General features: G+C 58.4%; 22 protein-coding genes and 1 pseudogene. 9 read left to right on the forward strand and 14 right to left on the reverse strand.

Going from position 1 to position 24444, the window contains the following annotated elements:
• The first annotated feature begins 79 nt into the window (after positions 1–79).
• Genes KG007_RS00260 through KG007_RS00270 form a run of 3 tightly spaced genes read left to right on the forward strand, consistent with a single transcriptional unit; the run spans position 80 to position 3600 of the window.
• Positions 80–1363: an O-acetylhomoserine aminocarboxypropyltransferase/cysteine synthase family protein gene (locus KG007_RS00260; protein WP_213346783.1), complete on the forward strand. Its 1284-nt coding sequence runs from the start codon at positions 80–82 to the stop codon at positions 1361–1363.
• Positions 1363–2376 carry a homoserine O-acetyltransferase family protein gene (locus KG007_RS00265; RefSeq protein ID WP_213346785.1) on the forward strand — a complete coding sequence of 338 codons (1014 nt, stop codon included), beginning with the start codon at positions 1363–1365 and terminating at the stop codon, positions 2374–2376. Before KG007_RS00260 ends, KG007_RS00265 begins: the two co-directional genes overlap by 1 nt.
• A 15-nt stretch (positions 2377–2391) precedes the next feature.
• Entirely contained in the window at positions 2392–3600 is a 1209-nt protein-coding gene (locus KG007_RS00270) for a homoserine dehydrogenase (RefSeq protein WP_213346787.1), read from the forward strand.
• Positions 3601–3653: 53 nt separating this feature from the next.
• Here the strand turns inward: KG007_RS00270 and KG007_RS00275 are convergent, their stop codons facing one another.
• The 3 genes from KG007_RS00275 to KG007_RS00285 all read right to left on the reverse strand — a co-directional run bounded on the left by KG007_RS00275 (position 3654) and on the right by KG007_RS00285 (position 7812).
• Positions 3654–5000 carry a fimbrillin family protein gene (locus KG007_RS00275; RefSeq protein WP_213346790.1) on the reverse strand — a complete coding sequence of 449 codons (1347 nt, stop codon included), beginning with the start codon at positions 4998–5000 and terminating at the stop codon, positions 3654–3656.
• Between the two features lie 71 nt (positions 5001–5071).
• Positions 5072–6274 carry an MFS transporter gene (locus tag KG007_RS00280; protein WP_195460241.1) on the reverse strand — a complete coding sequence of 401 codons (1203 nt, stop codon included), beginning with the start codon at positions 6272–6274 and terminating at the stop codon, positions 5072–5074.
• A gap of 95 nt (positions 6275–6369) precedes the next feature.
• On the reverse strand, positions 6370–7812 hold the full coding sequence (locus KG007_RS00285; RefSeq protein ID WP_195460239.1) for a hypothetical protein: 1443 nt from the start codon (positions 7810–7812) through the stop codon (positions 6370–6372).
• Positions 7813–7958: 146 nt separating this feature from the next.
• On the opposite strand from KG007_RS00285, the gene KG007_RS00290 reads away from it, so the two are divergent.
• Positions 7959–8726 carry a CDGSH iron-sulfur domain-containing protein gene (locus KG007_RS00290; RefSeq protein ID WP_213346792.1) on the forward strand — a complete coding sequence of 256 codons (768 nt, stop codon included), beginning with the start codon at positions 7959–7961 and terminating at the stop codon, positions 8724–8726.
• 42 nt (positions 8727–8768) lie between these two features.
• Here the strand turns inward: KG007_RS00290 and KG007_RS13900 are convergent, their stop codons facing one another.
• The 8 genes and pseudogenes from KG007_RS13900 to mtaB all read right to left on the reverse strand — a co-directional run bounded on the left by KG007_RS13900 (position 8769) and on the right by mtaB (position 17059).
• Positions 8769–9551: an SGNH/GDSL hydrolase family protein gene (locus tag KG007_RS13900; protein ID WP_394369651.1), complete on the reverse strand. Its 783-nt coding sequence runs from the start codon at positions 9549–9551 to the stop codon at positions 8769–8771.
• Positions 9528–10319: pseudogene (locus KG007_RS13905) on the reverse strand (alpha/beta hydrolase); the annotation flags it as partial. The pseudogene KG007_RS13905 and the gene KG007_RS13900, both read right to left, overlap by 24 nt.
• Before the next feature lie 68 nt (positions 10320–10387).
• Positions 10388–11359, reverse strand: coding sequence for a flotillin-like protein FloA (gene floA, locus KG007_RS00300; protein ID WP_195460234.1), 972 nt, complete (start codon positions 11357–11359; stop codon positions 10388–10390).
• A gap of 9 nt (positions 11360–11368) precedes the next feature.
• Positions 11369–11839: an NfeD family protein gene (locus KG007_RS00305; protein WP_195460233.1), complete on the reverse strand. Its 471-nt coding sequence runs from the start codon at positions 11837–11839 to the stop codon at positions 11369–11371.
• An 85-nt stretch (positions 11840–11924) separates the two neighbouring features.
• Positions 11925–13469, reverse strand: coding sequence for an SPOR domain-containing protein (locus KG007_RS00310; protein ID WP_213346796.1), 1545 nt, complete (start codon positions 13467–13469; stop codon positions 11925–11927).
• A gap of 8 nt (positions 13470–13477) precedes the next feature.
• A complete protein-coding gene (locus KG007_RS00315) occupies positions 13478–14923 on the reverse strand; it encodes a TrkH family potassium uptake protein (RefSeq protein WP_229095412.1) in 1446 nt (481 codons plus the stop codon).
• A gap of 7 nt (positions 14924–14930) precedes the next feature.
• Positions 14931–15725 carry a hypothetical protein gene (locus KG007_RS00320; RefSeq protein WP_195460231.1) on the reverse strand — a complete coding sequence of 265 codons (795 nt, stop codon included), beginning with the start codon at positions 15723–15725 and terminating at the stop codon, positions 14931–14933.
• 35 nt (positions 15726–15760) lie between these two features.
• Entirely contained in the window at positions 15761–17059 is a 1299-nt protein-coding gene (gene mtaB, locus KG007_RS00325; protein ID WP_213346798.1) for a tRNA (N(6)-L-threonylcarbamoyladenosine(37)-C(2))-methylthiotransferase MtaB, read from the reverse strand.
• Between the two features lie 101 nt (positions 17060–17160).
• On the opposite strand from mtaB, the gene KG007_RS00330 reads away from it, so the two are divergent.
• The 5 genes from KG007_RS00330 to KG007_RS00350 are packed head-to-tail and all read left to right on the forward strand — an operon-like array spanning position 17161 to position 22141.
• Entirely contained in the window at positions 17161–17994 is an 834-nt protein-coding gene (locus KG007_RS00330; RefSeq protein WP_213346800.1) for a metal ABC transporter permease, read from the forward strand.
• Positions 17991–19493, forward strand: a complete 1503-nt coding sequence (locus tag KG007_RS00335; protein ID WP_213346801.1) for an LptF/LptG family permease — start codon at positions 17991–17993, stop codon at positions 19491–19493. The genes KG007_RS00330 and KG007_RS00335 overlap by 4 nt, the downstream gene beginning before the upstream one ends.
• Entirely contained in the window at positions 19468–20691 is a 1224-nt protein-coding gene (locus KG007_RS00340; protein ID WP_195460227.1) for a bifunctional 3,4-dihydroxy-2-butanone-4-phosphate synthase/GTP cyclohydrolase II, read from the forward strand. Before KG007_RS00335 ends, KG007_RS00340 begins: the two co-directional genes overlap by 26 nt.
• A 27-nt stretch (positions 20692–20718) precedes the next feature.
• Positions 20719–21693 carry a methionyl-tRNA formyltransferase gene (gene fmt, locus KG007_RS00345; RefSeq protein ID WP_213346803.1) on the forward strand — a complete coding sequence of 325 codons (975 nt, stop codon included), beginning with the start codon at positions 20719–20721 and terminating at the stop codon, positions 21691–21693.
• A gap of 1 nt (position 21694) precedes the next feature.
• A complete protein-coding gene (locus tag KG007_RS00350) occupies positions 21695–22141 on the forward strand; it encodes a GNAT family N-acetyltransferase (RefSeq protein ID WP_213346804.1) in 447 nt (148 codons plus the stop codon).
• 50 nt (positions 22142–22191) lie between these two features.
• On the opposite strand, the gene KG007_RS00355 is transcribed toward KG007_RS00350, so the two are convergent.
• The 3 genes from KG007_RS00355 to KG007_RS00365 form a co-directional block, all read right to left on the reverse strand.
• A complete protein-coding gene (locus tag KG007_RS00355; protein WP_195460223.1) occupies positions 22192–22884 on the reverse strand; it encodes a peroxiredoxin in 693 nt (230 codons plus the stop codon).
• Between the two features lie 244 nt (positions 22885–23128).
• On the reverse strand, positions 23129–23671 hold the full coding sequence (locus KG007_RS00360) for a 2-oxoacid:acceptor oxidoreductase family protein (protein ID WP_195460221.1): 543 nt from the start codon (positions 23669–23671) through the stop codon (positions 23129–23131).
• 4 nt (positions 23672–23675) lie between these two features.
• Positions 23676–24443 (reverse strand): thiamine pyrophosphate-dependent enzyme, encoded by a 768-nt coding sequence (locus KG007_RS00365; RefSeq protein WP_213346806.1) that lies wholly within the window; start codon positions 24441–24443, stop codon positions 23676–23678.
• Position 24444 lies beyond the last annotated feature (1 nt).

Consider the following 24444-nt stretch of genomic DNA (forward strand, 5'->3'; position numbering starts at 1 on the left):
GCTCCTTCATGCACTGAAACGACACAATCCGGCTTCACTGAGGTCGGATTTTTTTGTGAACGAATTAACGATAAGATATATGAATCCGAAAAATTACCGCTTCGAAACCCTGCAGGTACATGCAGGCCAGCAGCCCGATCCCGTGACCGGTTCACGTGCGCTGCCCATCTACCAGACGACTTCCTATGTCTTCGAGAGCGCCGAACAGGGCGCCGCACGCTTCGCGCTCAAGGAACCCGGCAACATCTACACCCGTCTGGGCAACCCCACGACCGATGTTTTCGAACAGCGCATCGCAGCCCTCGAAGGCGGTACGGCAGCCGTAGCGGCAGCCTCGGGCATGGCGGCACAGTTCCTGGCCATCGGCAACATCGCCTCCCTGGGCGACAATATCGTCAGCACCTCGTTCCTCTACGGAGGCACGTTCAGCCAGTTCAAGCACACGCTTTCGCGCATGGGCATAGAGGTGCGCTTCGCCGACGGCGACGACATCGCGAGCATCGCCTCGCTGATCGACGCGCGCACGAAGGCGATCTACATCGAAACCATCGGCAACCCCGAATTCAACGTTCCCGATTTCGAGCCCATCGTCTCCCTGGCCCGCAAGCACGGCATCGCCGTGGTGACGGACAACACGTTCGGAGCCGGAGGCTATCTCTGCCGCCCGATCGAATGGGGTGTCAACGTGGTGACGCACTCGGCGACCAAGTGGATCGGCGGCCACGGCACGAGTCTGGGCGGGGTAGTGGTCGACGGCGGTAATTTCGACTGGGGCAACGGTAAATACCCGGCCCTGAGCGAACCCTCGGAGGGTTACCACGGATTCAATTTCTGGAAGGAGTGCGGTCCGACGGCCTTCGCAACCCGTACCCGCTGCGAAGGTCTGCGCGACATCGGTTCGTGCATCAGCCCGTTCAATTCGTTCCTGCTGGCGCTGGGTCTCGAAACCCTCTCGCTGCGCGTGCAGCGGAGCGTGGACAACGCCCTCGAAATCGCGGAATGGCTCGAAAAGCACCCCAAGATCGAGCATGTCAGCTACCCGGGCCTCAAAAACAGCAAATACCACACGCTGGCGAAGAAATACCTCCGCAACGGATTCGGCGGCGTACTGACGTTCCGTGTGAAGGGCAGTGCCGCGCAGGCTTCGAAGATCGTGGATAACCTCGGGCTGATCAGTCACCTGGCCAACGTCGGCGACGCCAAAACACTGTTGATCCACCCGGCTTCGACGACCCACGCCCAGCTCAACGAGCAGGAGCTCGTTGCCTCGGGCGTTTATCCCAACCTGCTGCGGCTCTCGCTGGGAATCGAACATGTCGAGGATATCAAGGAGGACCTGAACGAAGCACTGAAAACGCTGTAATGGAACCACAGATTTACATAGCCCCCGGGCCGTTCGAACTCGAAACGGGACATACGCTGCCTGAACTGCGCATCGCCTACCACACCTACGGCAAGCTGAACGCCGCGAAAGACAACGTGGCGTGGGTTTGCCACGCGCTGACGGCCAATTCGGACGTGGCGGACTGGTGGCCCCATACGGTCGAAACGGGGCGGTTCCTCGACCCGGCGTGCCACTACGTCGTCTGCGCCAACATCATCGGATCGCATTACGGCTCGACAGGGCCTCTGCACGTAAATCCCGCCACGGGAAAACCCTGGTACAAGGATTTCCCGCCCTTTACGATCCGCGACATCGTGCGGGCGCACCGTCTGCTGGCCGATGCACTCGGCATCGGCCGCATCGGAACGCTGGTGGGCAGTTCGGTAGGAGGGTTTCAGGCCGTGGAATGGGCCGTCACGGAACCGGAACGGATCGAACGGCTGGTGCTGATCGCCACCGCTGCCAAGGCTTCGCCCTGGGCTATCGCCATCGACGAGACGCAGCGCATGGCCATCGAGGCCGACGCCACTTTCGGCGAGCCGCGCGACGACGCCGGGATGAAGGGGCTCGCAGCGGCACGGGCCATCGGCCTGCTGAGCTACCGCGGTCCCGAAGGTTACAACCTCACCCAGCAGGAGCGCGAGGAGTGTCCCGCAGTGCATCGCGCATGCACTTACCAGCAGTACCAGGGCGAGAAACTCCGCCGCCGCTACAACGCCTACTCCTATTATGCGATACTCAACGCCTTCGACACCCACGATACGGGCCGCGGGCGGGGCGGGGTAGCACAGGCACTGGCCGCGATAACAGCCCGGACGCTGGTAGTCGGCATCACGACCGACATCATCTTCACCCCCGCCGAAATGCGCTGCCTGCATGCGATGATCCCCGCCAGCAGCTACCACGAAATCGACTCGCCGTTCGGCCACGACGGATTCCTCGTAGAATACGAACAGTTGAACGGCATTCTCCTACCTTTCATGAACAATTAAAAAACGGATACCTCCATGAGCAAAATCAAAATCGGACTGTTCGGATTCGGCGTCGTCGGACAGGGCATCTACGAAGTGGTGCGCAAATCGAAAAACGCCCACGCCGAAATCGTGAAAATCTGCGTCCGCGACCCCAAAAAGCCGCGCAAAATCGAAGTCGACCCGTCGCTTTTCACGACCTCGGTGGACGATATTCTCGACAACCAGAACATCAACCTGGTCGTGGAGGTTATCGACGACGCAAACGCTGCCTACAACATCGTAAAACGAGCCCTGCTGCGGGGTATTCCGGTCGTTTCGGGCAGTAAAACGATGCTGGCCCACCATCTCCCGGAGTTGATCGAGATTCAGAAAACCCGCAACGTGGCGTTGCTGTACGACGCCTCGTCGTGCGGCTCGATCCCCGTGATCCGCAACCTCGAAGAGTATTACGACAACGACCTGCTGCTGGAGGTAAAGGGCATTCTGAACGGTTCGTCGAACTACATCCTTTCTCGGGTTTTCGATCACAAGGACACCTATGCCAACGGACTCGCACAGGCACAGGCGCTGGGTTTCGCCGAGAGCGACCCCTCGTTCGACATCGAGGGCTACGATTCGCTGTTCAAACTGGTAATCATCACCGTGCACGCGCTGGGAACCTACGTCGCCCCGGAACGCATCTTCACCTACGGCATCTCGACAATACACGACTCGGACATCCAGTATGCACGCGAAAAGAACGTGAAAATCAAACTGGTAGCACAGGTGGTCAAAGTGAGCGACGCGCATTTTACGATGTTCGTCATGCCGGAGTTCGTGACCCCCGCCAAGTACATTTACAGCGTCGACGACGAGTATAACGGCGTAGTGATCCGCGGCGAATGCTACGACCGGCAGTTCATGTTCGGCAAGGGCGCGGGCAGCCTGCCCACGGCGTCGTCGATCCTGAGCGACATCATGGCGCGGCTGAACAACTACCGCTACGAGTACAAGAAGATGAACTACATCGAGAAACCCGACTACACGACGGACATCACACTCAAAATCTACGCACGCTACAAGGACACGGACGTGCAGGGCATCCTGAACTTCTCGAAAATCCACGAACAGTTCACCAGCGACGAGAGCAACTACGTCATCGGCGAGATCAAGCTGAGCGAACTGCTCGCAAAAAGGCCGCAACTGTCGGGCAAAGACGTTTTCCTGGCCAATATCCCGATCTTCTTCCTGAACCGCGACTAAACACGAAAAAAGGTCCCGCAAATGCGGGACCTTTTCAATTCTCTCCGGGCGGCCTAATCCTTTACACATCGGACCGAAACACCGTATGCTACCGGCACCTGATCCGTTACCGGAGCGGTCGTCGTCGTATAGGACAGGCAGTCGTTCCGCTCGCCCGTAACCTCGCTGCTCAGCAGATAACCTTTGTCCGCATTTCCGTATTTGTCGATCGTGCCCGTCATAATCCAAAAGCCGGCACAATTGAAAAATCCGGCCGCAGGCCCGGCCGCAACGAGCGCTTCGAGTTCGGCGAGTGCAGGAATATGCCATCCCTCGGGGCAGATACCCCGCAACGAAGCGTTCGCCCGGGCTGAAACTCCGCCCGTCGCTGTCGCATAATTATACAGCAGACCCTTTTCCGCCACAGTGGAAAGGTCGCTTCCGGGATACCACACCCCGTTCCCGACCGTTGCTCCGGCAGGCATATAGCGCAGGTTCTCAGCCATCCAGACCCGGTCACCGACCGTCACCGTGCGATAGGTCTCGCCCCCGTATTCCAGTTCGGCAGCCCCTCCGCCTCCATCCTCGCCGCCGCTGCTGCCGCCTTCGCCGAGCGAACCGCCGTCGCCCCAGTCGCTGACATCGCCGCTCAGCGTCAATTCAATATCGACGTTGGTCACAAGAACCGCCATGTCGTATTTCTTGCCGCTCTCGAGTGTTGCGGAAGAGAGGGTTTTACTTCGGCTCTTGCCGTCGCGCGTCGAGACCGTAACGGTCAGCGCACCTTGCTGCGGCACGAGTATCACGCGGTAGGAGGTGTTCGCCGTCACTTCCCGGGCTTTGATTTCCGCCGTCGCAGCGCCGGTTTTCGCCGTTGCCGCAGGAACGGTGAGGTCTACCGAGGCCGTCGGGACAAATCCGCTCACGACAACCCCCGAAACAGCTGCATCGGAATTATTGGTAATGACGATGGTAAGCTGCGACATAAGGTGGTAAAACAACATCCCGACGGCTGCGTTCCCGGGCGTAACGTCCTTTTTTACGGCTCCCAGCAGGTCCGAAGAGGCGTTGCCTCCGGTCTGGTCATTGGCCACGGAGAATTCGGCAGGGACACCCGAAGCCGAATAGGGATAATAGGCCGTAAGCGTCGACTTTTCGTTCAGGTCGTTGTACCACAGCAGGCCGGAACCCGTGAATACCGAACCGTCAAAAGTCATCGGTTGGTTGTGAACGTAGTCTTCACCTCCCTTCGTAACAGTCAGACCGATGCAGTCGCCCGTGTCGAAATGGAGTTCCGTGACACGGGTTTTGATCGCAGGCGTAATCGTAATACCGGAAACCGCATCCTGTTTTTCGGCACAACCGGGTGCAACGGAGAGGCTTGCCGCCAAAGCGGCAGAAAGGAGGAGTTGTTTTTTCATCGATCAGTTTACTTTCGAGTGACTTAATACTACAAAAATAAACCTTTTTATGTTATTGCCAAGTAATTCCGTCAGTTTTTATAATACGACTCGTCGAGTCCGAGCGTGAAATTGCCGCGCCTAAACCAGGTAACGACGGCCAGCACGAACACCAGTGCGGCATTGAAGAAAAACGGAAACCGGTCGCTATGGGTGTGAAACAGGTGGCGGAACATATCCATGATAAAGGGACAAACCATCACGGCAAGGTAATTCATCGACATGACGAACGACAGCGCGAGCGTCGCCGAACGGGGCGGGGCGATGGTTGCAGCCTTATCGTAGATAACAGGCTGAATTATCCCGTAACCGAGGCCCGAAAGCAGGGCCCCGACGGCCAGCATCGTTTTGTCACGGAAGATGCCGACACACAACAGCCCCAAACAAATCAGTCCCAGCGATGCGAAGTTGACGTTCTGTTTCAAGGTGCGGATAATCCGGTCGATAAACAATCCCGGCAGCATGATCGCCAGGAAGAAGAGCGAAATCAGCACCCCGGAAAACGAACTGCGGATTTTGTAGTCGTCGACCAGGAACGAGGCGTAGAAGGCGATGGCCAGTACGGCGTATGTCGCGAAGAAGTAAAAAAGCATCAGGCCGATGAGCTTGCCCCGGTCGATCTGTTTGTGCCGCAACTGAATGCTTTGTTCGGGCTCAGGGACCGAACGGCTGCGCCGGAGGAAGAACGACAGCACAAGCGAGATGCCCGGCAGGGTATAGACCAGGAAGGGAAGATGCCAGTTGACCTCAGCCAGGTAACCCGTTACGGCAGTCGCTATGACGAGCGTCAGGTTGTTGATCGCCGAGCTGTAACCCAGTTGCCGGACGCGGTAGTCGCCCGTGAAATAATCGACGATCAGGCCCGTCGAGAGGGGAATGACCATACCGGCCCCGATACCCAAAATGCAACTGATAACGATCAGCCACGCCATGCTCCGGGCGAAGATGCAGGCCACGCCGCTCAGGAAAAAGATCGAAAGCCCGGTGATCAGGATTTTGAGTTTGTCCTTACCCACCGACAGTTTTCCGGAGAGCAGCACGAAGGGAATGATCAGCAGCGACGGCAGCGACGTAAGCATCTGGATTTCGAGGTCCGTGACCTTGGGGAACACCTTGTTCAGGTCGCCCAGAATAGGGGAGATAGCCAGTCCGGGCAGCGACGCAATGGCCGACACAGACCAGATAGCCAACAGCACGACGAGCGTAATGGAGCCTTTTCCTGTTTTGATTTTCATTGTCGGGGTTTTTATTAACCCCGATTCCCGCAACTGTTATACCAAACGAAACGGGCCGGCAATATGCCGGCCCGTAATTCGTATATAGGTGTGGATTACCTGTTCCGGACTTTCACGCAGCGTACCGACATGCCGTTGGCACGGGCATATGCCACGCCGTTTTCGAGGCCGCCGGTGGTGGTTTTCTTCTCGAACCAGAAGTGGAAAGCCGAAGACTTCGTGCCCGACTGCGTGCCCGTGGTCCAGTAAAGACCCTCCCAGGGCTGTGCCTCCTCGGCCACACTGCGCACGGTGACGGGGTTGTAAACGTTCAGGATCGAACTGTTGTCGTAGCGGCGGCGGCCTGCTGCGATGAACAGCGACTCGGCGCCGTCACGGCCCAGGGTCCAGCCGTATTTGTCATAATCGCCCTCCGAAGGGGTTCCGACGATCGACAAGCCGTCGAAGGCTGCCGAAGGAGCTACGCACCAGCCATAGGGGCAGGGATCGTTGACCGTCTTGGAGCCGACATTGTTGTCGGGCGACCACAAATCGTCGGAATGTGCGCTCCACAGCCAATCGTTCTCCGAAGCGGAAACGCCCGTGATAAACGTCAGCGGATGCTGCACGGCGTAGCCCATCGTACCGGTCTCGGCACTCGAAGCGACCGTCTGCAGGTAAACCCGGCTGCCACCGCCGTCGTACATGGATGCCGACGAACCGTTGCTGGCCTGATAGGTGCTCGGACCGATGAACGGGTCCTTGCGGCCCCACTGATAATAGAGTCCGTAGGAAGCGAGGATTTTCGCCGTCGTCGAATTGTCGTCGGCCAGAGCCCCCAGGCTGCGGGTCATCATCGTATAACCGTTGAAATCGACCGAGCCGCCTGCGGCCTCGGGATCGTAGTCCGCAGCCCAGATGTGCCAGCTCCAGATCAGCGTCCCGCCGGCGTCGTAAGCGCCGATCACGGCATTGCCTTCCTTGATCTTATCCCCGTCGTCGCTGTCGGCGGCTACATAGAACGACACCTTGCCGTCCTTCAGCTCCACATATTGAATCAGGTTCGTCTGGCTCTGCCAGATCACGCCGACCGAAGTCGTCGCCAGTGCGGTCAGGTCGCCCTTGTACATGGCGTCCAGCAGGTAGTTCGTCTCTTTTTCGTTGACCAGGTAACTGTTGGCCGGCTTATCGCTCAGGTCTACGGTGTTGACCACGCCCACGAAAAGCGTCGCCGAAACCGTCGATCCGCCATGGACCTTTCCGGTCATGATCACCGAACCCGACTTGACGACATCGTCGTCGAACGTCACGGGTGAAACGATCGTAATGGTGTGATTCGCCTCGTCGATGATCGGATCGTTCCAACCCGTCGGTTTGCTGGTTACGGAGAAACTTTCGATGTTGGAAGCCGTAAATCCCAACGTCACTTCACTGCCCGCCTGGAGGAAAACAGCCGGAGAATTGAACGTCAAACTCCCCGATTCCTTGTCCTTGCTGCACGAAGCGATGAGAACAACCGCGGCCATAACTGCACAGACCAACCCTGCGAATCTTTTCATATAGCTCAAATTTACCTTGTTTCAGTTTAAAAATCAGTTGCAAAGATACCAAAAAGCGGGATAATTCCTACAAGCCCCTCCCAAATAATTGCATTCGGGAACAATTATTGCCGCTTATTCCCTAACGAATCAGAAACGTATATAGTATGTCGAAATTGAAAATTGAGACGGGAAGTTCTCCCGCCGAAGCGCGCTTCAGCATCACGGTAACCGAAAAGGGTCCTTTTCTGGTCTACGGACGCCCGTCGCTGGCCGAGCAGTTCATCATGCCCAACGAGCGAAACGAAAGCTGGTATTTCCAGGAAGGGAGGCACTTTTCGACCGAAGCGGAACCTACGGCGCTCTGCCGCTGCGGAGCTTCGAAGCGCAAACCCTATTGCGACGGAACCCATGAAACAGCCGCCTGGAATCCCGAGCTCACAGCACCCGACGAATCGCTGCTCGATGCCGCCGAGACCATCGAGGGAGAAGCCCTGACGATGACCGACAACCCGAAATACTGCGTTTTTGCGAGGTTCTGCCATCCGCAGGGCGACGCATGGACGCTGACCGAGCAGTCAGAGGACCCCGAAGCCCGCCAACTGGCCATCCGCGAAGCGTCGATGTGCCCCAGCGGCCGCCTGATGGCGTGGAACCGGGAGACCATGCAGCCCTATGAATTCCGGTTCAAACCGAGCCTCGGGCTGATCGAGGATGTTACCATCGGCAGCAGCGGGGGACTGTGGATCCGCGGCGGAATTCCCCTGCGGCGCGAGGACGGCCGCACCTACGAAATCCGCAACCGCGTAGTCGCATGCCGCTGCGGCCAGTCGGCCAACAAGCCCTATTGCGACGGCACGCATGCGGCGATCAAATGGCGCGACAACCTCGAAGGCGAGCCTGTCGGCGAAACGCTGCCCGAGAAGGTCTATTAAATGCACTAAACGAAAAGAGAGCCCCGCAAGGCTCTCTTTTCGTTATTCCATCGCTCCGCTGCGGGCTGCGGCCCCGATCCAGCTGTCGGCCATCAGGCGCTGCCCGGCAGGCGTGGGGTGGATGCCGTCCCACACCCAGTAGGTCTCGTCACCGTTCGGCAGCCGCGATTCGAGCCCGGCGATAAGCCGGTGGAACGGAACCAGCGTCGCGCCGTAGTCCCGGGCGATTTCCGCTACGATCGCGCAGCATTGCGCCAGCATCTGCTGACGCAGGGGATAGTACGCCCCCAGCGCCCCTTCGACGATCTTCCCGCAGGGTGCGGCGAACGGCGTGCAAAGCACGATCCGCAGCGCCGGGTTGGCCTGCCGGGCTTCGTCGAGCAGGCGGCGGTAGGTCTTCTCCCAGCCGGCGAAGTCGAAATCGGAAACAGCCTGCGAATCGTCGGCGCGCAACAGTTTGCGCAGGTGGCGTTCCACGTCGTTCGTCCCGATCAGCACCGACAGCACGTCGGGCCGCAGGTCGAGGACATCCTCCTGCCAGCGGGCCGCAAGGTCGCCCAACGCATTACCTCCCGTGCCGCGGTTGAAGAACAGGTAGTCGCGGTCAGGGAAATAACCCTGGTAATAGGTGGCGCACAGGTACATGTACCCGCTGCCGAAAAGGTGGTTGCGGTCCCAGAGGTTCCGCTGCGACGAAGGTTTTCCGTCGGCCTTGCCCCAGTTTCCGTCGGTAATCGAATCGCCCGTGAAGACCACGCGCAGCCCCTTGGCGGCAGCAGCGGCCTGCGGCGCATTTTGTGCGAACCAGCGCTGGAAGAAAAGCATCTGGTAGGGAAGCGAAGTCGACCAATAAGCCGCGGTATGCCCCCCGGGACGCACCAGGAAATCGTGGCCCACCCCCTGCCGCATCAACTGTTCGTGCAGGTTCGTGTTGACCTGAAAGAAGAAATCCTCGTAACCGCAGTCGAAGATGAGCGCCAGTTCGCCGTCCCGGAGCGACGCGGCCTGGTTGATCACCGTATGCGCGTCCCAGCGCTCCGGGTTGTCTTTCAGTTCGCCCAGTTGGGCCTTCATCTCCCACGAATCGGGGAAGGGACGTATATCCACGCCGCCCGAGGTCGAACCTGCGGCCCCGAAACGGTCTTTGTGCCGCAATGCGACCCAAAGGGCGCCGTGACCGCCCATGCTGAGGCCCGTAATAGCGCGCCCCTCGCGTGAGGGAATCGTCAGGTAGCGGGCGTCGATCCAGTCGGGAAGTTCCTGCGCCACGAAAGTTTCGAATTGCGAGGCCGGGTCGAGCGGACTGTCCCAATACCAACTGTTCCTACCGTCGGGACAGACGACGATCATCCCGCAGGCATCGGCCAGCGGACGCAGGTCGGTGATCCGGGACCACGACAGGTAGTCCCCGCCGTAGCCGTGGAGCAGGTAGAGCACGGGCATACGCTGCCCGACGCCCGCATCGGGAACCACGACCAGCGCCGGAATCTCGCGCTGCATCTTCGCGCTGAAAACCGCCACGGTGTCGATCTGCGCGGCAAAGGTTCCCGTCGCCGCAAAGAGGAAAAGCAGAGTCAGAAGGTGTTTTTTCATAGCTGTCGGAATATTTCACGAAAAAGGGCGCGCACGATGCGCACCCCCTGATAACAAATCCGTTAAAATTATTTTTTCTCCGGTTTGGCGATGGTCTCACGCATCTGCGTATCGGCCATGATGTTCTTCATCTTGTAGTAATCCATAATACCCAGGTTTCCGCTGCGGAACGCTTCGGCCATAGCCAGAGGCACTTCGGCTTCGGCGAGGATCACCTTGGCGCGGGCGTCCTGCGCCTTGGCCTTGTTCTCCTGTTCGAGGGCCACGGCCATCGCACGCCGCTCCTCGGCCTTCGCCTGGGCGATATTTTTGTCGGCCTGGGCCTGATCCATCTGCAACTGGGCGCCGATGTTCTTACCAACATCGATGTCGGCGATGTCGATCGACAGAATTTCGAAAGCCGTCCCGGCGTCGAGGCCCTTTTCGAGCACTACACGCGAAATCGAGTCGGGATTTTCGAGTACGATCTTATGCGATCCGGCCGAGCCGATCGACGAGACGATACCTTCGCCGACACGGGCCAGTACGGTCTCCTCGCCGGCGCCGCCGACCAACTGTTTGATGTTGGCGCGCACCGTGACGCGGGCTTTGGCGATCAACTGGATACCGTCCTTAGCCACAGCGGCTACGGGAGGGGTGTTGATTACCTTGGGATTCACCGACATCTGCACGGCCTCGAACACGTCGCGGCCCGCCAGGTCGATGGCTGTGGCCATTTTGAAATCCAGCATGATGTTGGCCTTCTGTGCCGAAACCAGTGCGTGGACTACGCTCGTGACATTACCGCCTGCAAGATAGTGGGCTTCCAGTTCGTTGGGATTGAGCGACAGACCGGCTTTCGTGCTCTCGATCATCGAAGAAACGATGGTCGAAGGCGGAACCTTGCGCCAGCGCATCAGGACCAGTTGCAGCAAGCTGATGCGCACGCCCGACACCAACGCCGAGAACCACAGTCCCACCGGAATAAAATAGAAGAGGAGCCAAATCGCAAAAAGGCTCACGAAGACGATCAGTACGATCATTCCACCCTGAAAATCCATAATTGAAGTTTATTTGATAGTTTTTACAATGACGCTGAAATTCTCGAAACCCACGACCTCGACATCGCGCTGCGGATCGACATAAGCCCCGAGCGATTTGGCTTCGTAAATACGGCCGCCGATCTCGACCTTACCCATCGGGGAGAGGCGCGAGACGGTCACGCCCCGGTCGCCGACCTGCAACTCCTCGGCGGGAGTGACCGGCATCGACGACGAGCGGATTTCCTGTTTGAGCGAAAAACGCTGCCAGGTTTTGGCCCGCAGGGAAATGACGGTAGCTATTATCGACAGGACAAGGATGACAATGACAACAACGGCGCCCGTCAGCGGGCCGAAATCGCGGAATGCGAGATAAATGGAACTGCCGTAGCAGACCAGCGCCAGTACGCCTCCGATCGACACGCCGGGCAGCAGGACCAATTCAGCCACCAGGAACAGCAGGCCGAAGACAACGAGCAATACAATATAGAACATCTCCATAGGGCTTTGTAGAATATTGCACTAAAGATAGGTAAAAAAATCGAATCCGGATGAATTTGCCGATAAATTTCATCCGGATTCCGATTTATTCTGCTATTTCGGCGACTTTTAGTTCCAGCGCCGAGTCCGCCAGCCGTATCGCTTCGGCCAAACGGTCGGCGACGGCTTTGTCGACGAAGGTCCCTACAACAAAAAGCTGATTGCCCACGCGCGAAAGTTCGTAGCCTTCGGCCGTGGCGGCGATCACCTGCTTCACGTCGTCCGACAAAGCGTCGGTCCCGGTGATTTCGACACGGTAGACGATTTTCGGGGCCTCGGAGCCGAGCGAAAGATTGCGCGCGACGCCATCGGTCCACACCACGATCTCAGGCCGCACGAATCCGTGTTTCTTCAGCATCGCCTGCGCCGCCTCGGCTTCGGCCAGTGTGGCGAAACCGCCCGTATAATAACACCACTTGCCGTCGTCATTGATCTGATAGCAAAGCGGATAAGCCCCCCGGAAAGTCGCGGCGGCGCGCTTGGTATTGAACGTTCCGAGCAGGATGCGGTAGATCGTACCGTTCGCATAGACCTTGCACTCGGGAATAGGTTTCTGGTAGGAGTACATCTGTTTCGACAGGATGGCCACACTGTCGTAATCGAGGAAATAACGCTCCGCGACCTCGATCCTCGGCATGCGGAAGTCGATGGATTCGAGCTGCGCCGCAACGCCGCGCAGCGAATCGCGCGCGGCATCCAGCGCCAGGACTCCGGCCACGGCGGCTTCATAGTCGACGATGACGCGTTTGCGCAGGAAATAATCCGCCACGGCGTCCGAAGCCGTCTCGCCCTGCAATGCCGTCAGTTGCCGCGCAGCCTCCGAGAGTGCCTCCTCCTCACGGGCCAGCACCTCCTCCTTGCCCATCTTGTCGAGCAGGTAACCGTAGGCGTAACTCTTGTTGTCGAAGATATCGTTCCACACCGCAGCGAGCGAGTCGGCCAGCGCGCGGTTCAGGCCCTGCAGGGCGTTGTAACGTTCGAAAACCTCGATCGCTTCGGGTTCGGTCTGTACCGCGGCGTAAGTTTCGGCCAACTGGGCAAGCGTGCTGTGGTTGGCGAAATAGCGGTCGACGTAATCCACCGCCTGCAACTCCTGCTTCTGGGCCTCCCGCAGGGCGGCGTAATCCTCCGCAGGGAGGTGCTCGCGGAAATAGAGGTTGTCCACCAGGTTGCGGACCTTCAGCGAGTCGGGAACCGCCGCCGGGCTCGTTTCAACCGGCCCCGCAGGCTGCTGCGCCGCACCGTTCAGGTTGGCGAGCACCCACTCCTGCTCGATGGTGTTGATGCGGTCGATCAGACGCCCTTTGGCATTGCGGATTTCGAAGATTTTACTTTCGAGCTGCAAAATATCCTGCGAATACTGCTGGCGTTTGGCAGGGTCCTCACGCAACTGCCGGCGCATCTGCTCCACAGCGTTGACGATCGAATCCTCGCGAATCTGCAACTGCGCATCCTGGTTCAGCAGCGACATATATTCGGCGTTGCCTTCCAATCCTGCAATACGGGCCTCGACTTTGGGCTGCTGCGCCTGCAACACGCCGACGGTCAGGAAAATCGCGCCCAGCGCGTATATGTAAATCTTGCGAAACATAGCTTGGTTTATCTCCACCATTTAATAAAAAAGATCTGTATGAGTCCGAAAATCTCCAGACGCCCCAGCAACATCAGCAGCGAATTGGAAATCTTGAACCCCACGGGCATCGCCGAAAAGTTATCCATCGAACCGACCTGCCCGAAACCGGGCCCCACATTGCCCATCGAGGCTACCGCCCCGGTAAAACTGGTCGTCAGGTCGACGCCGAGCATCGTACCGAAGACCGTGCCGGCAAGTATGAACATCAGGTAGGTGACGATGAAAATCATCACCGCGTGCAAGGCTTCGTTCTCCTGAATGACGCCGTCGAGACGGATGCGGATGATGGCGTTGGGATGCTGCTGCTGGCGCAGGCGCGTGCGCATCATCTTTCCGGCCAGCACCAGGCGGTTGACCTTGATACCGCCCGCCGTGGAACCCGCACAGGCACAGACTATAGAACCGAAAATCAGCAGGATGACGGCGAACGAAGTCCACGTATTGGAATCGGCCGTGGCAAATCCCGTCGTCGTCACGAGGGATACGAACTGGAACATCGCATAACGGAACGAAGCGGTCAGCGTAGGGTAGAGGTCCGCGGCGAAAAGGCTTACGGCGATCAGCACGCCGCCCGCGAGCAGCATCCCGAAATACCAGCGCGTCACCTCCGAACGGAAAATATTGTTGCGCTTGCCGGTCACCGTGGCGTAGATCAGCCCGAAGTGAACGCCCGCGGTCGCCATCGTGAAAATCAGGATCGTGTCGATCATCGGGCTGTTGAAGTAAGCGATGCTGGCGTTTTTGGTCGAGAATCCGCTCGTGGCGCACGCCGACATGGCGTGGCACAGGGCGTCGAACCAGTTCATGCCCGCCATTTTGAGCAGCACGGTGGAGAGCACGGTAAGCCCGACATAGACCACCAGCAGAATCTGCACGATGATCTGCGCCCGGTAGCGGTAATTGTCCTTGGCCATCGTCGAAAGTTCGACGTTGGAAAGCATCATCTTGCTGCGCCCCATCGACGGCAGGACCACCAGCGCGAACATCACCACGCCCATACCGCCGATCCACGTCGACGCCATGCGCCAGAACTGCAGCCCGCGCGGCAGGGCTTCCACATCGTTCAGGATCGTCGATCCGGTGGTCGTAAGCCCCGAAACGCTCTCGAACCAGGCATTTACCAGGCTGAACTCGCCACCCCAGATCAGGTAAGGGAACATCGACACGACGCAGGCCACGAGCCACGCCCCGACGACGATGCAGAAACCCTCCTTGTTGGTGATCTGCTCACGCTTGCTGACGAAGATCAGCGGAAACGCCCCCAGCAGGGCCGTGAGCAGCGACGAAAGCAGCAGGGGATAAAACGCCGAATCCATGCCGCTCAGGTAGGAGATTCCCGCCGAAAGCAGCATGAACATCGCAATGAAGAGCATCACGACTCCGACATATCGTAAAACCACGTCTACCCGCATCGCCGCATCAGGATTTGGTCTGTTTGGAAAGGTTGATCAGCGCCTCGATCTTCTCCTTGAGTTCCAGCACCTCGTCCTTGAGGTCGCCCTTCACGGCGAAAGGCACGCGGAACGAAAGGTAATCGCCGAGTCCCTTGTTCATCCGCTCGATGGGCGTCACGCAGTAGATCGACATGAAATAGAAGAGCATCAGCACGATGGCGATCATCACGACCAGCGAAATAAGCACGGGCGTCACAGCACGGTAGGCGTTCTTCTTCATCTGCTCGGCACGCGGGACCAGCGAACTCTGCGTCGAGGTCATATAACTCTTGATAGCCGCGGTGAGACGGCCGTAAATAGCTTCGTATTCATCGTTATACCACTTGCCGCCCACCGAATCGACGCGCCCCGCAGCCGCGGCAAGCGAATCGGGCCGCCCGGAGGCTCCAAAGGCGAGGAAGTTATCCGTCAGCAGGCGCAATTCCGTCGTAGCAAAGGCCAGCGAATCGAGGAACGACTTTTCGAGCGCTTCGTTCTGGGCCACGAGCAATGCGCTTTCGAGCCGCTCCAAACTGGAGCGGCAAAGACTGTCGCACGACTTGTCGCCGAAGACCGAAAGGTGGATGAGCGCGATGTTCTGCTCATGCGCGGCGTCGAGCATCTCCTTGGCCAGCTCGATGTTCCGTTTGTTGGCCTTGAGAATTTCGCCCGTATCGCGGCTCAGGTGGCTCAGTTCGAGGAACGAGACCATGCCCGAAAAAAACAGCAGGCAGACGATGCTCAGAAACCCGACCGTCACCCGTTTGCGCAAACCCGTCATAGTGTTTTTAAATTTCTTATCCGCAAATATAATGATTAATCCAGAATTTCCCCCAACAAATCGTGAGATTCATCCATCGCACCGAGTTTCACGCGGCAGATCGTGTTGACTTTCGACCGGTCGTAGGGGACTTTCACACGGCGGTAACTGCCCGTAAAGCCGAACATCATACCGTCGCGGCGCGTGCTTTCGAACAACACCGTATCCTCCGTGCCCGCCGCCCGGACGCAGAACGCGCCGTGCAGCCGGTCGCAGAGGACCTCCAGTTCGGCGACGCGCTGCGTAGCCACCGACGACTGCACCTTTCCGGGCAGGTCGACGGCCGGGGTCCCGGGGCGTTCCGAGAAGGGGAAAATATGCAGGAATGCGGGTTCGAGACCCGCCAGGAAATCGTACGTAGTCCGGAAATCGGCGTCCGTCTCGCCCGGAAAACCGACGATCACGTCGATACCGATAAAAGCGTCGGGCATCAGCCGCCTCACCGCCGCGATCCGCTCGGCGAAGCGGGCCGTGGTATAGCGGCGGCGCATCAGGCCCAGAATCCGGTCCGAACCGCTCTGCAACGGAATATGGAAGTGATGCTGGAATTTAGGCGACGCGGCGCAAAAGGCTATTATTTCGTCGGTCAGGAGATTCGGCTCGATCGACGAAATACGGTAGCGTTCGATCCCGTCCACTTCGTCGAGCGCCCGCAGCAGGTCGATGAACTTTTCGCCTGTCGTACGGCCGAAATCCCCCGTATTGATACCCGTGATAACGATCTCTTTCTGCCCCCCGGCAGCGATCTGCCGCGCTTCGGCGACCAGGTCGGCAATGGGCTGGTTGCGACTGCCGCCGCGGGCGTAGTGGATCGTGCAGTAGGAACAGCAGTAGTCGCACCCGTCCTGCACCTTGAGGAAAGCACGCGTACGGTCGCCGCTCGAAAAAGCCGCAAAGAACGACGTGAGCGACGCGGTATCGCAACTGTACACCTGCGCCCGGCCTTTGCCCGAGAGTTCAATCACCCGTTTAAATAACGCGCCCTTATCATTGTTGCTCAACACGATATCCACACCTTCGATCCCGGCTATCTCCTGCGGTTTGAGCTGGGCATAACATCCCGTCACGGCAATGATCGCAGCGGGGTTGCGGCGGTGGAGTTTGCGGATCAGATTGCGGCATTTTTTATCGGCATGCTCCGTGACGGAACAACTGTTGATGACGCAAATGTCGGCTTCGGCCGTAGGGGCCACGCGCACGAAACCGCCGCGCTCGAATTCACGGGCGAGGGTCGACGACTCCGAAAAATTGAGCTTACAGCCCAAGGTATGAAAATTGACTCTGCGAGGTTGCATAGATTCGTGTTTTTCCGGCACGAAATTACGAAAACTGTACGAAAGGAGGAGGGTTTTCCGATAAAAAAGCGTAAATTTGCGCGCAATTGTTAAGAAGTGACATGGGATTTTTCAGTGACCTGATTCAATACGGCTACCTGGCCAATGCGCTCACGGCGTGCGTCCTTTCGGGCATAACGTGCGGAGTGATAGGAACCTATGTCGTCTGCCGCCGCATGGTATTCCTCGCGGGCGGTATTACGCACGCTTCATTCGGCGGGCTGGGCATCGCCTTTTACCTGGGAATCAACCCGATCGCCGGAGCAATGCTTTTCGCCGTGATGTCGGCGCTGGGCATCGAATGGGCCGGCAGCCGGGGGCGCATCCGCGAGGATTCGGCCATCGGCATCATCTGGTCGGTGGGCATGGCCGTCGGCGCACTCTTCATGAGCCTGCGCCCGGGCTACACCTCGGGCGACCTGTCTGCCTACCTGTTCGGAAGCATCGTGACGGTCACCGACAGCGATGTCGCGGCGCTCGCCGCGCTGACGCTGCTGATCATCGCGGGAACGTTGCTGTGGCTGCGTCCGGTGATGTACGTGGCCTTCGACCGCGATTTTGCCCGCAGCCGGGGTATCCCGACGCGCGTGATCTCCTACCTGATGGCCGCGCTCGTGGCGGTGACGATCGTCCTTTCGATCCGCATTATGGGGATCGTACTGCTGATTTCGCTCGTGACGATGCCCGTGGTGATCGTCAACACGCTCTCGCGTTCGTACCGCACCATCGCCTTCACAGCGCCGCTGGTCGCCGTCGCCGCCAACGTCGCAGGGCTGGTTGCCAGCTACAATTTCGAAGTTCCGCCCGGCGCCGCCATAATATTTACGCTCACTCTTACGCTTATAATAGTAAAACTGTTATCTTTGCGTAGCAAAAAATTGCGACCCGCCGCATGAAAACCATTCACAGACTCGTTCTGAAGTCCTACCTGGGGCCTATGGTCCTCACGTTCTTCATCGTCATGTTCGTGCTGATGATGAACATCGTATGGCGTTATATCGACGAGCTGGTGGGCAAGGGTCTGAGCGCCGGCATCATCATCGAGCTGATGACCTACTTCATGGCCAACATGATCCCGATGGGGCTGCCGCTTTCGATGCTGCTGGCGGCGATCATGACCATGGGCAACCTGGGCGAGAACTACGAACTGCTGGCCATGAAATCGGCAGGCATGTCGCTGGTACAGATCACCAAGCCGCTGATCATCCTGGTGAGCCTCGTTTCGATCGGCAGCTTCTTCATCGGCAACAACCTCGTCCCGAACGCCAACAAAAAGCTCTTCAGCACACTCTACGACATCCGGCAGCAGAAACAGGCTCTCGAATTCCAGGACGGACTCTTTTTCAACGGCATCGACAACATGTCGATTCGCGTGAGCCACCAGGAGCCCGACACCCACCTGCTGCGCGACGTGCTGATCTACGACAACCGCGCCACCAACGGCAACATGAACACCATCGTGGCCGACTCGGGCTACATCCGCCTTTCGGACGACAAACGGTTCCTGCTGGTCACGCTTTTCCACGGCGAGACCTACGAGCAGACCCGCAACAGCCAGTGGTTCACGAAAAGCGCCCTGCGCCACCATACATTCGACCTGCAAAAACAGGTCATCCCCATGTCGGGATTCGCCATGGGGCGCACCGACGCCGATATGTTCTCAAGCAGCCAGACCAAGAATATCAGTGAATTGCAACACGACATCGACTCGCTCGAAATCAAGGTCAACGCCGCCACGACAAGTTCCTACGAACCGTTGCTGAAGGAGCAGATTTTCGCACGCGACAACTCCGTACTGCCGCTGCCCGACAGCCTGAAGGTGGATAAACGCCATTTCGGCAACCTGCTGGCAACGGATTCGGTCTCCACGCTGCCCATACGCGACAAGGAACGGGTATGGAACCAGGCGCGCACGCTGGCCAAGAACTCCCGCAACATGTTCGCATTCGACGAATCGACGGCCAAGGAGGCGCTCAACCAATTATACCGGTCGAAGGTCGAATGGCACAAAAAGATGTCGCTCCCGGTATCGATCCTGATCTTCTTCCTGATCGGCGCGCCGCTGGGCGCGATCATCCGCAAGGGCGGCCTGGGCCTTCCCGTAGTGGTGTCGGTGATCTTCTTCGTCATCTACTACATGATCAGCCTTTCGGGCGAAAAACTGGCCAAGGAGGGCAACTGGGAAGCCGTCTACGGCATGTGGCTGTCGACCTTCATCCTCACGCCGATAGCCATCTACCTCACCTACAAGGCCACCAACGACTCGGCGCTGCTCGACACGGACTGGTACGTCGGAAAGTTCAAGGCGCTGCGCGATAAACTGGTCCCGAAATTAAAAAATCTGACGAAAGCAATAAAACTCAAACGAAATGGCAAAAGAGACTGTGCTCAATAGTGTAGAGGAGGTCATCGAAGACTTCCGCATCGGCAAACCCGTTATCGTCGTGGACGACGAGGACCGAGAGAACGAAGGCGACTTCATCGTCGCCGCGGAGAAGATTACCCCCGAAATCGTAAACTTCATGCTCAAAGAGGGCCGCGGCGTGCTGTGCGCACCCTTGTCGGAGAAACGCTGCGCCGAACTGGGTCTCAATATGATGGAGGAAAACAACACCTCGCTGCTCGGCACGCCCTTCACCGTAACGGTCGACCTGCTGGGCAACGACTGCACTACGGGCGTCTCGATCCACGACCGCGCCGCGACCATCCGTGCGCTGGCCGACCCTGCGACGAAGGCGACCGACCTGGGCCGTCCGGGACATATCAATCCCCTGCGCGCGCGGGACAAAGGCGTGCTGCGCCGTCCGGGACACACCGAGGCCGCTATCGACCTGGCCCGTCTGGCCGGATTGCAGCCCGCAGGCGCGTTGATCGAAATCATGAACGAGGACGGCACGATGGCCCGTCTGCCGCAGCTTCAGGAGATTGCCAAAAAATTCGACCTGAAAATCATCTCGATCGCTTCACTGATCGCTTACCGCCTCCAGCAGGAGTCGATCATCGAGAAGGGCGTGACGGTTCCCCTGCCCACGGAGTGGGGCGATTTCCGGATCACTCCGTTCCGCCAGAAATCGAACGGCGTAGAGCATGTCGCCCTCACCAAAGGCGAGTGGACCGAGGATGAACCCGTACTGGTGCGCGTACACTCGTCGTGCGCCACGGGCGATATTTTCGGGTCGTACCGCTGCGACTGCGGCGAACAGTTGCACAAGGCAATGGAGATGATCGACAAAGAGGGCAAAGGCGCCGTCATCTACCTCAATCAGGAGGGCCGCGGCATCGGCCTCTGCAACAAGATCCACGCCTACAAATTACAGGACGAGGGACTCGACACGGTAGACGCCAACCTCAAGCTGGGCTTCAAGGCCGACGAACGCGACTACGGCGTGGGCGCAAGCATCATCCGCGAACTGGGCATTCGCCACATGCGCCTGATGACCAACAACCCGCTCAAACGGGCCGGACTGGAGGGTTACGGTCTTTGCATCGACGAGATCGTACCCATCGTGATCGCCCCAAACCCCTTCAACGCACATTATCTGGAGACCAAGCAGGAACGCATGCACCATACGCTGGGGCTGGAGAAGAAATAATTCCGGTCCGGTCTAAAACGAAATTCGATGAATAAAGCCAAGGACCTTCGTATCGTCTTTATGGGCACGCCCGAATTTGCCGTGCCGTCGCTGCGGGCGCTCATCGCCGGCGGCTACAACGTCGTGGGCGTGGTCACATCGCCCGACAAACCCGCCGGACGCGGGCAGAAGCTCCACCAGAGCGAGGTCAAAATCGCCGCTCTGGAACTGGGAATCCCGGTATTGCAGCCCGAAAAGCTCAAAGCCCCGGAGTTCGTCGAGGCCATGCAGGCGCTGCAACCCGACCTGGGTATCGTGATCGCATTCCGCATGCTGCCCGAGGTGATCTGGGCCATGCCGCGGCTGGGAACCTTCAACCTCCACGCCTCGCTGCTGCCGCAGTACCGCGGAGCCGCGCCGATCAACTGGGCGATTATCAACGGCGAGACCGAAACGGGTGTCACGACGTTTCTGCTGAACCACGAAATCGACAAGGGCGGTATCATCGGACAAATCCGGGTTCCGATCCTTCCCGAAGACAATATCGGCACACTCTACGACAAACTGATGACAACAGGCACGTCGCTGGTGACCGAGACCGTCGACCGCATTGCGGCGGGAGACATCCGACCCATCGAACAACAGCATATCGACGAAGCGACATTGCGCCCGGCGCCGAAAATCTTCAAGGAGGATTGCCGGATAGACTGGGAAAAACCGGGCCGCGACATCGTGAATTTCGTCCGCGGGCTGTCGCCCTATCCGGCGGCATGGACCGAAATGTACCGGGAGGGCAGCGACGAGGCGTCGAGCGCCAAAATCTTCTCGGCGGCGTTCGAAGCCGCGGCTCACGGCGAAACGTGCGGCACGCTCCAGAGCGACGGGAGGACCTTTGTCCGCGTGGCGTGCGCCGACGGATGGATTGTCCCCGGCGAGTTGCAGATCGCGGGCAAGAAACGGCTTGCGGTGCGCGAGCTGCTCCTGGGATGGCGCGACGTTCTCCAATACCGTTTTCGCAAATAGCATGGGGCCGCAGCCTTTGCGGGACCATCCCGAATTGCAGGAGAAAGCAGCCCGGTGGTTCAGCGACAAATGGGGTATCCCCGCAGCGGCTTATCACGCAAGCATCGGGGAGTGCATTGCCCGGAAAACCGGGATTCCGCAATGGTACGCGGTATTGGACGAACGACGGGAGATCGTCGCCGGAGCCGGAGTTATCGAAAACGACTTCCACGACCGGAAGGATTTGACGCCCAATCTGTGCGCGCTCTTCGTCGAAGAGACCTGCCGGGGCAGGGGACTCGCCCGGAAGTTGCTCGATTTCATTCGGGAAGAGATGCGGGAACAGGGATTCCCGGCGCTCTACCTGGTGACCGACCTCACGGATTTTTACGAGAAATGTGGCTGGCGGTTCCTGACGACCGCAACCGGAGACGACGGCAATCCGATACGGATTTACGTTACAGAATAAAAACAGAGGCTTCCTTCGGGAAGCCTCTGCTGCTTTACAATCGAAGGGATTTAAACCTTCTCGCCGAGTTTTTGTTTGATCTCCTCCTTCGGCAGCGGTTTGGTGCAGAAGAACCAGTCGTAGCACTTGGCTCCGGCAGGAACCTGCTCCTCGTCGTCGCCCTTCATCGGTACGATCACCTCGTCGCCCGGATGCCAGTCGGCTGGGAGCGCAATGCCGAAAGCATCGATGGTCTGCAAACCGACCAGCACACGCTTGATTTCGTCGAAATTGCGGCCCAGGGCCAGCGGATAGTAGATCATCGCCCGCAGGACGCCCTTCGGGTCGACAAAGAAAACGGCACGCACGGCGGCGGTCTGGCTCTCGCCCGGCTGGATCATGCCGTAGAGCGACGCAACCTTCATCGAAACGTCGTCGATAATCGGGAAAGCGACCTTTACGCCCTTCATGCCTTTGTATTCGATCTTTTCACGGATGGTCTTCAACCATGCGATATGGCTGTTGCGGCTGTCTACCGAAAGGCCGACCAACTCGCAGTTCAGTGCCCGGAACTCCTCGGTGCGGGCTCCGAACGTAAGTATTTCGGTCGTACAAATCGGTGTAAAGTCGGCAGGATGGCTGAAAAGAATCACCCATTTGCCTTTGTAATCGGCCGGGAAACTGATCTTCCCGCGCGTCGTCATCGCTTCGAATGCCGGAACCGGCTCGCCCAGCCGCGGCATCTGCTGTTCGTTCTTTTCCATAAATCAGAGTTTAAAAAGTTTAATATCCGGACTCGCAAAGTTGATGCCCCGAATATTCCATTTTCCAAGATACGACATTTATCGGTACGTTGTCCCCTGTTTTTCCCTTCTGACCCGAAAGCGTATACATAAACGGCGGATTTGATAACGTTCTGCCAGAGACCGTTACAACGTTCAGGCCATCCGATAAAACGAAAAGGCGTCCTTCGCAGGACGCCTTTCGGTTTCAGGTATATCGCTAAAATTACCGTTTGCGGATAATCTCGCCGCCGTGGCGGATGGCTTCTTCGTTGGCCGGAAGCATCTTCCAGGCACGTTCGGGAAGCGACTTTTTCAGGCCTACCATCACGTTCTCCATCCCGACCACCGGGCGCACCTTGAGGTATCCGCCCAGAATCATCGTGTTGAACAGCTTGGCCTGGCCCATCCTGGCACATTCGGCCGTAGCGTCGATCGCGTAGACCTCGATGTCCTTGCGGACCGGATGCCGCGTGATGCCGTTCGTATCGTAAATCAGAATCCCGCCGGGCTTGACCATCGGCTCGAATTTCTCCATCGACTGCTGGTTCAGAATGATCGCCGTGTCGAACTCGTGGGCGATGGGCGACGAAATCTTCCGGTCGGAGAGGATCACCGTCACGTTGGCCGTGCCGCCGCGCATTTCGGGGCCGTAGGAGGGCATCCACGTCACCTCGAAATCCTGCATCACGCCCGAGTAAGCCAGTATTTTTCCCATCGAGAGGACGCCCTGTCCTCCGAATCCTGCAATTATCAACGTCTCTTTCATAGCCTTACTCTTTTTTTACGTCCTTGATATCGCCCAGCGGATAGTAGGGCAGCATGTTCTCGGCAAGCCAGTCGTTCGAAGCCACGGGCGAAAGTTTCCAGCCGCTGTTGCAGGTCGAGACGACCTCCACGAGCGAGAAACCGTTTCCGGCCATCGAATTTTCGAACGCCTTGCGGATCGCCTTCTTGCATTTGCGTACGTTGGCCGCCGTATGCACGCTCTGGCGTGTGATGTAAGTCGTACCGTCGAGGTGGGCCATCATTTCGGCGATCTTGTAGGGATAGCCGTTCAGGCGCGGGTCGCGGCCATAAGGGGTCGTCGCGGTCTTCATGCCCACGAGCGTCGTCGGGGCCATCTGCCCGCCGGTCATGCCGTAGATCGCATTGTTGATATAGATAGCCACGACATTCTCGCCGCGCGCCGCCGCATGGATCGACTCCGCCGTGCCGATGGCCGACAGGTCGCCGTCGCCCTGGTAGGTGAATACCAGGTTATTCGGCCACAAGCGCTTCACGGCCGTAGCCACGGCCAGCGCACGGCCGTGCGCCGCCTCGATCCAGTCGATGTCGATATAGTTGTAGGCGAATACCGAGCAGCCCACGGGCGAAACGCCCACGGTCTTCTCTTCGAGGCCCATCTCCTCGACGATCTCGGCGATGAGTTTATGCACCGTGCCATGGCTGCAACCGGGGCAATAGTGCATGACATTATCGGTAATGAGTTTCGGTTTTGCGTAAACCAGATTCTCCTTCTTCATTTCAACCTCTGCCATC

The organism is Alistipes montrealensis (assembly GCF_018362775.1).
GTDB classification, from domain to species: domain Bacteria; phylum Bacteroidota; class Bacteroidia; order Bacteroidales; family Rikenellaceae; genus Alistipes; species Alistipes montrealensis.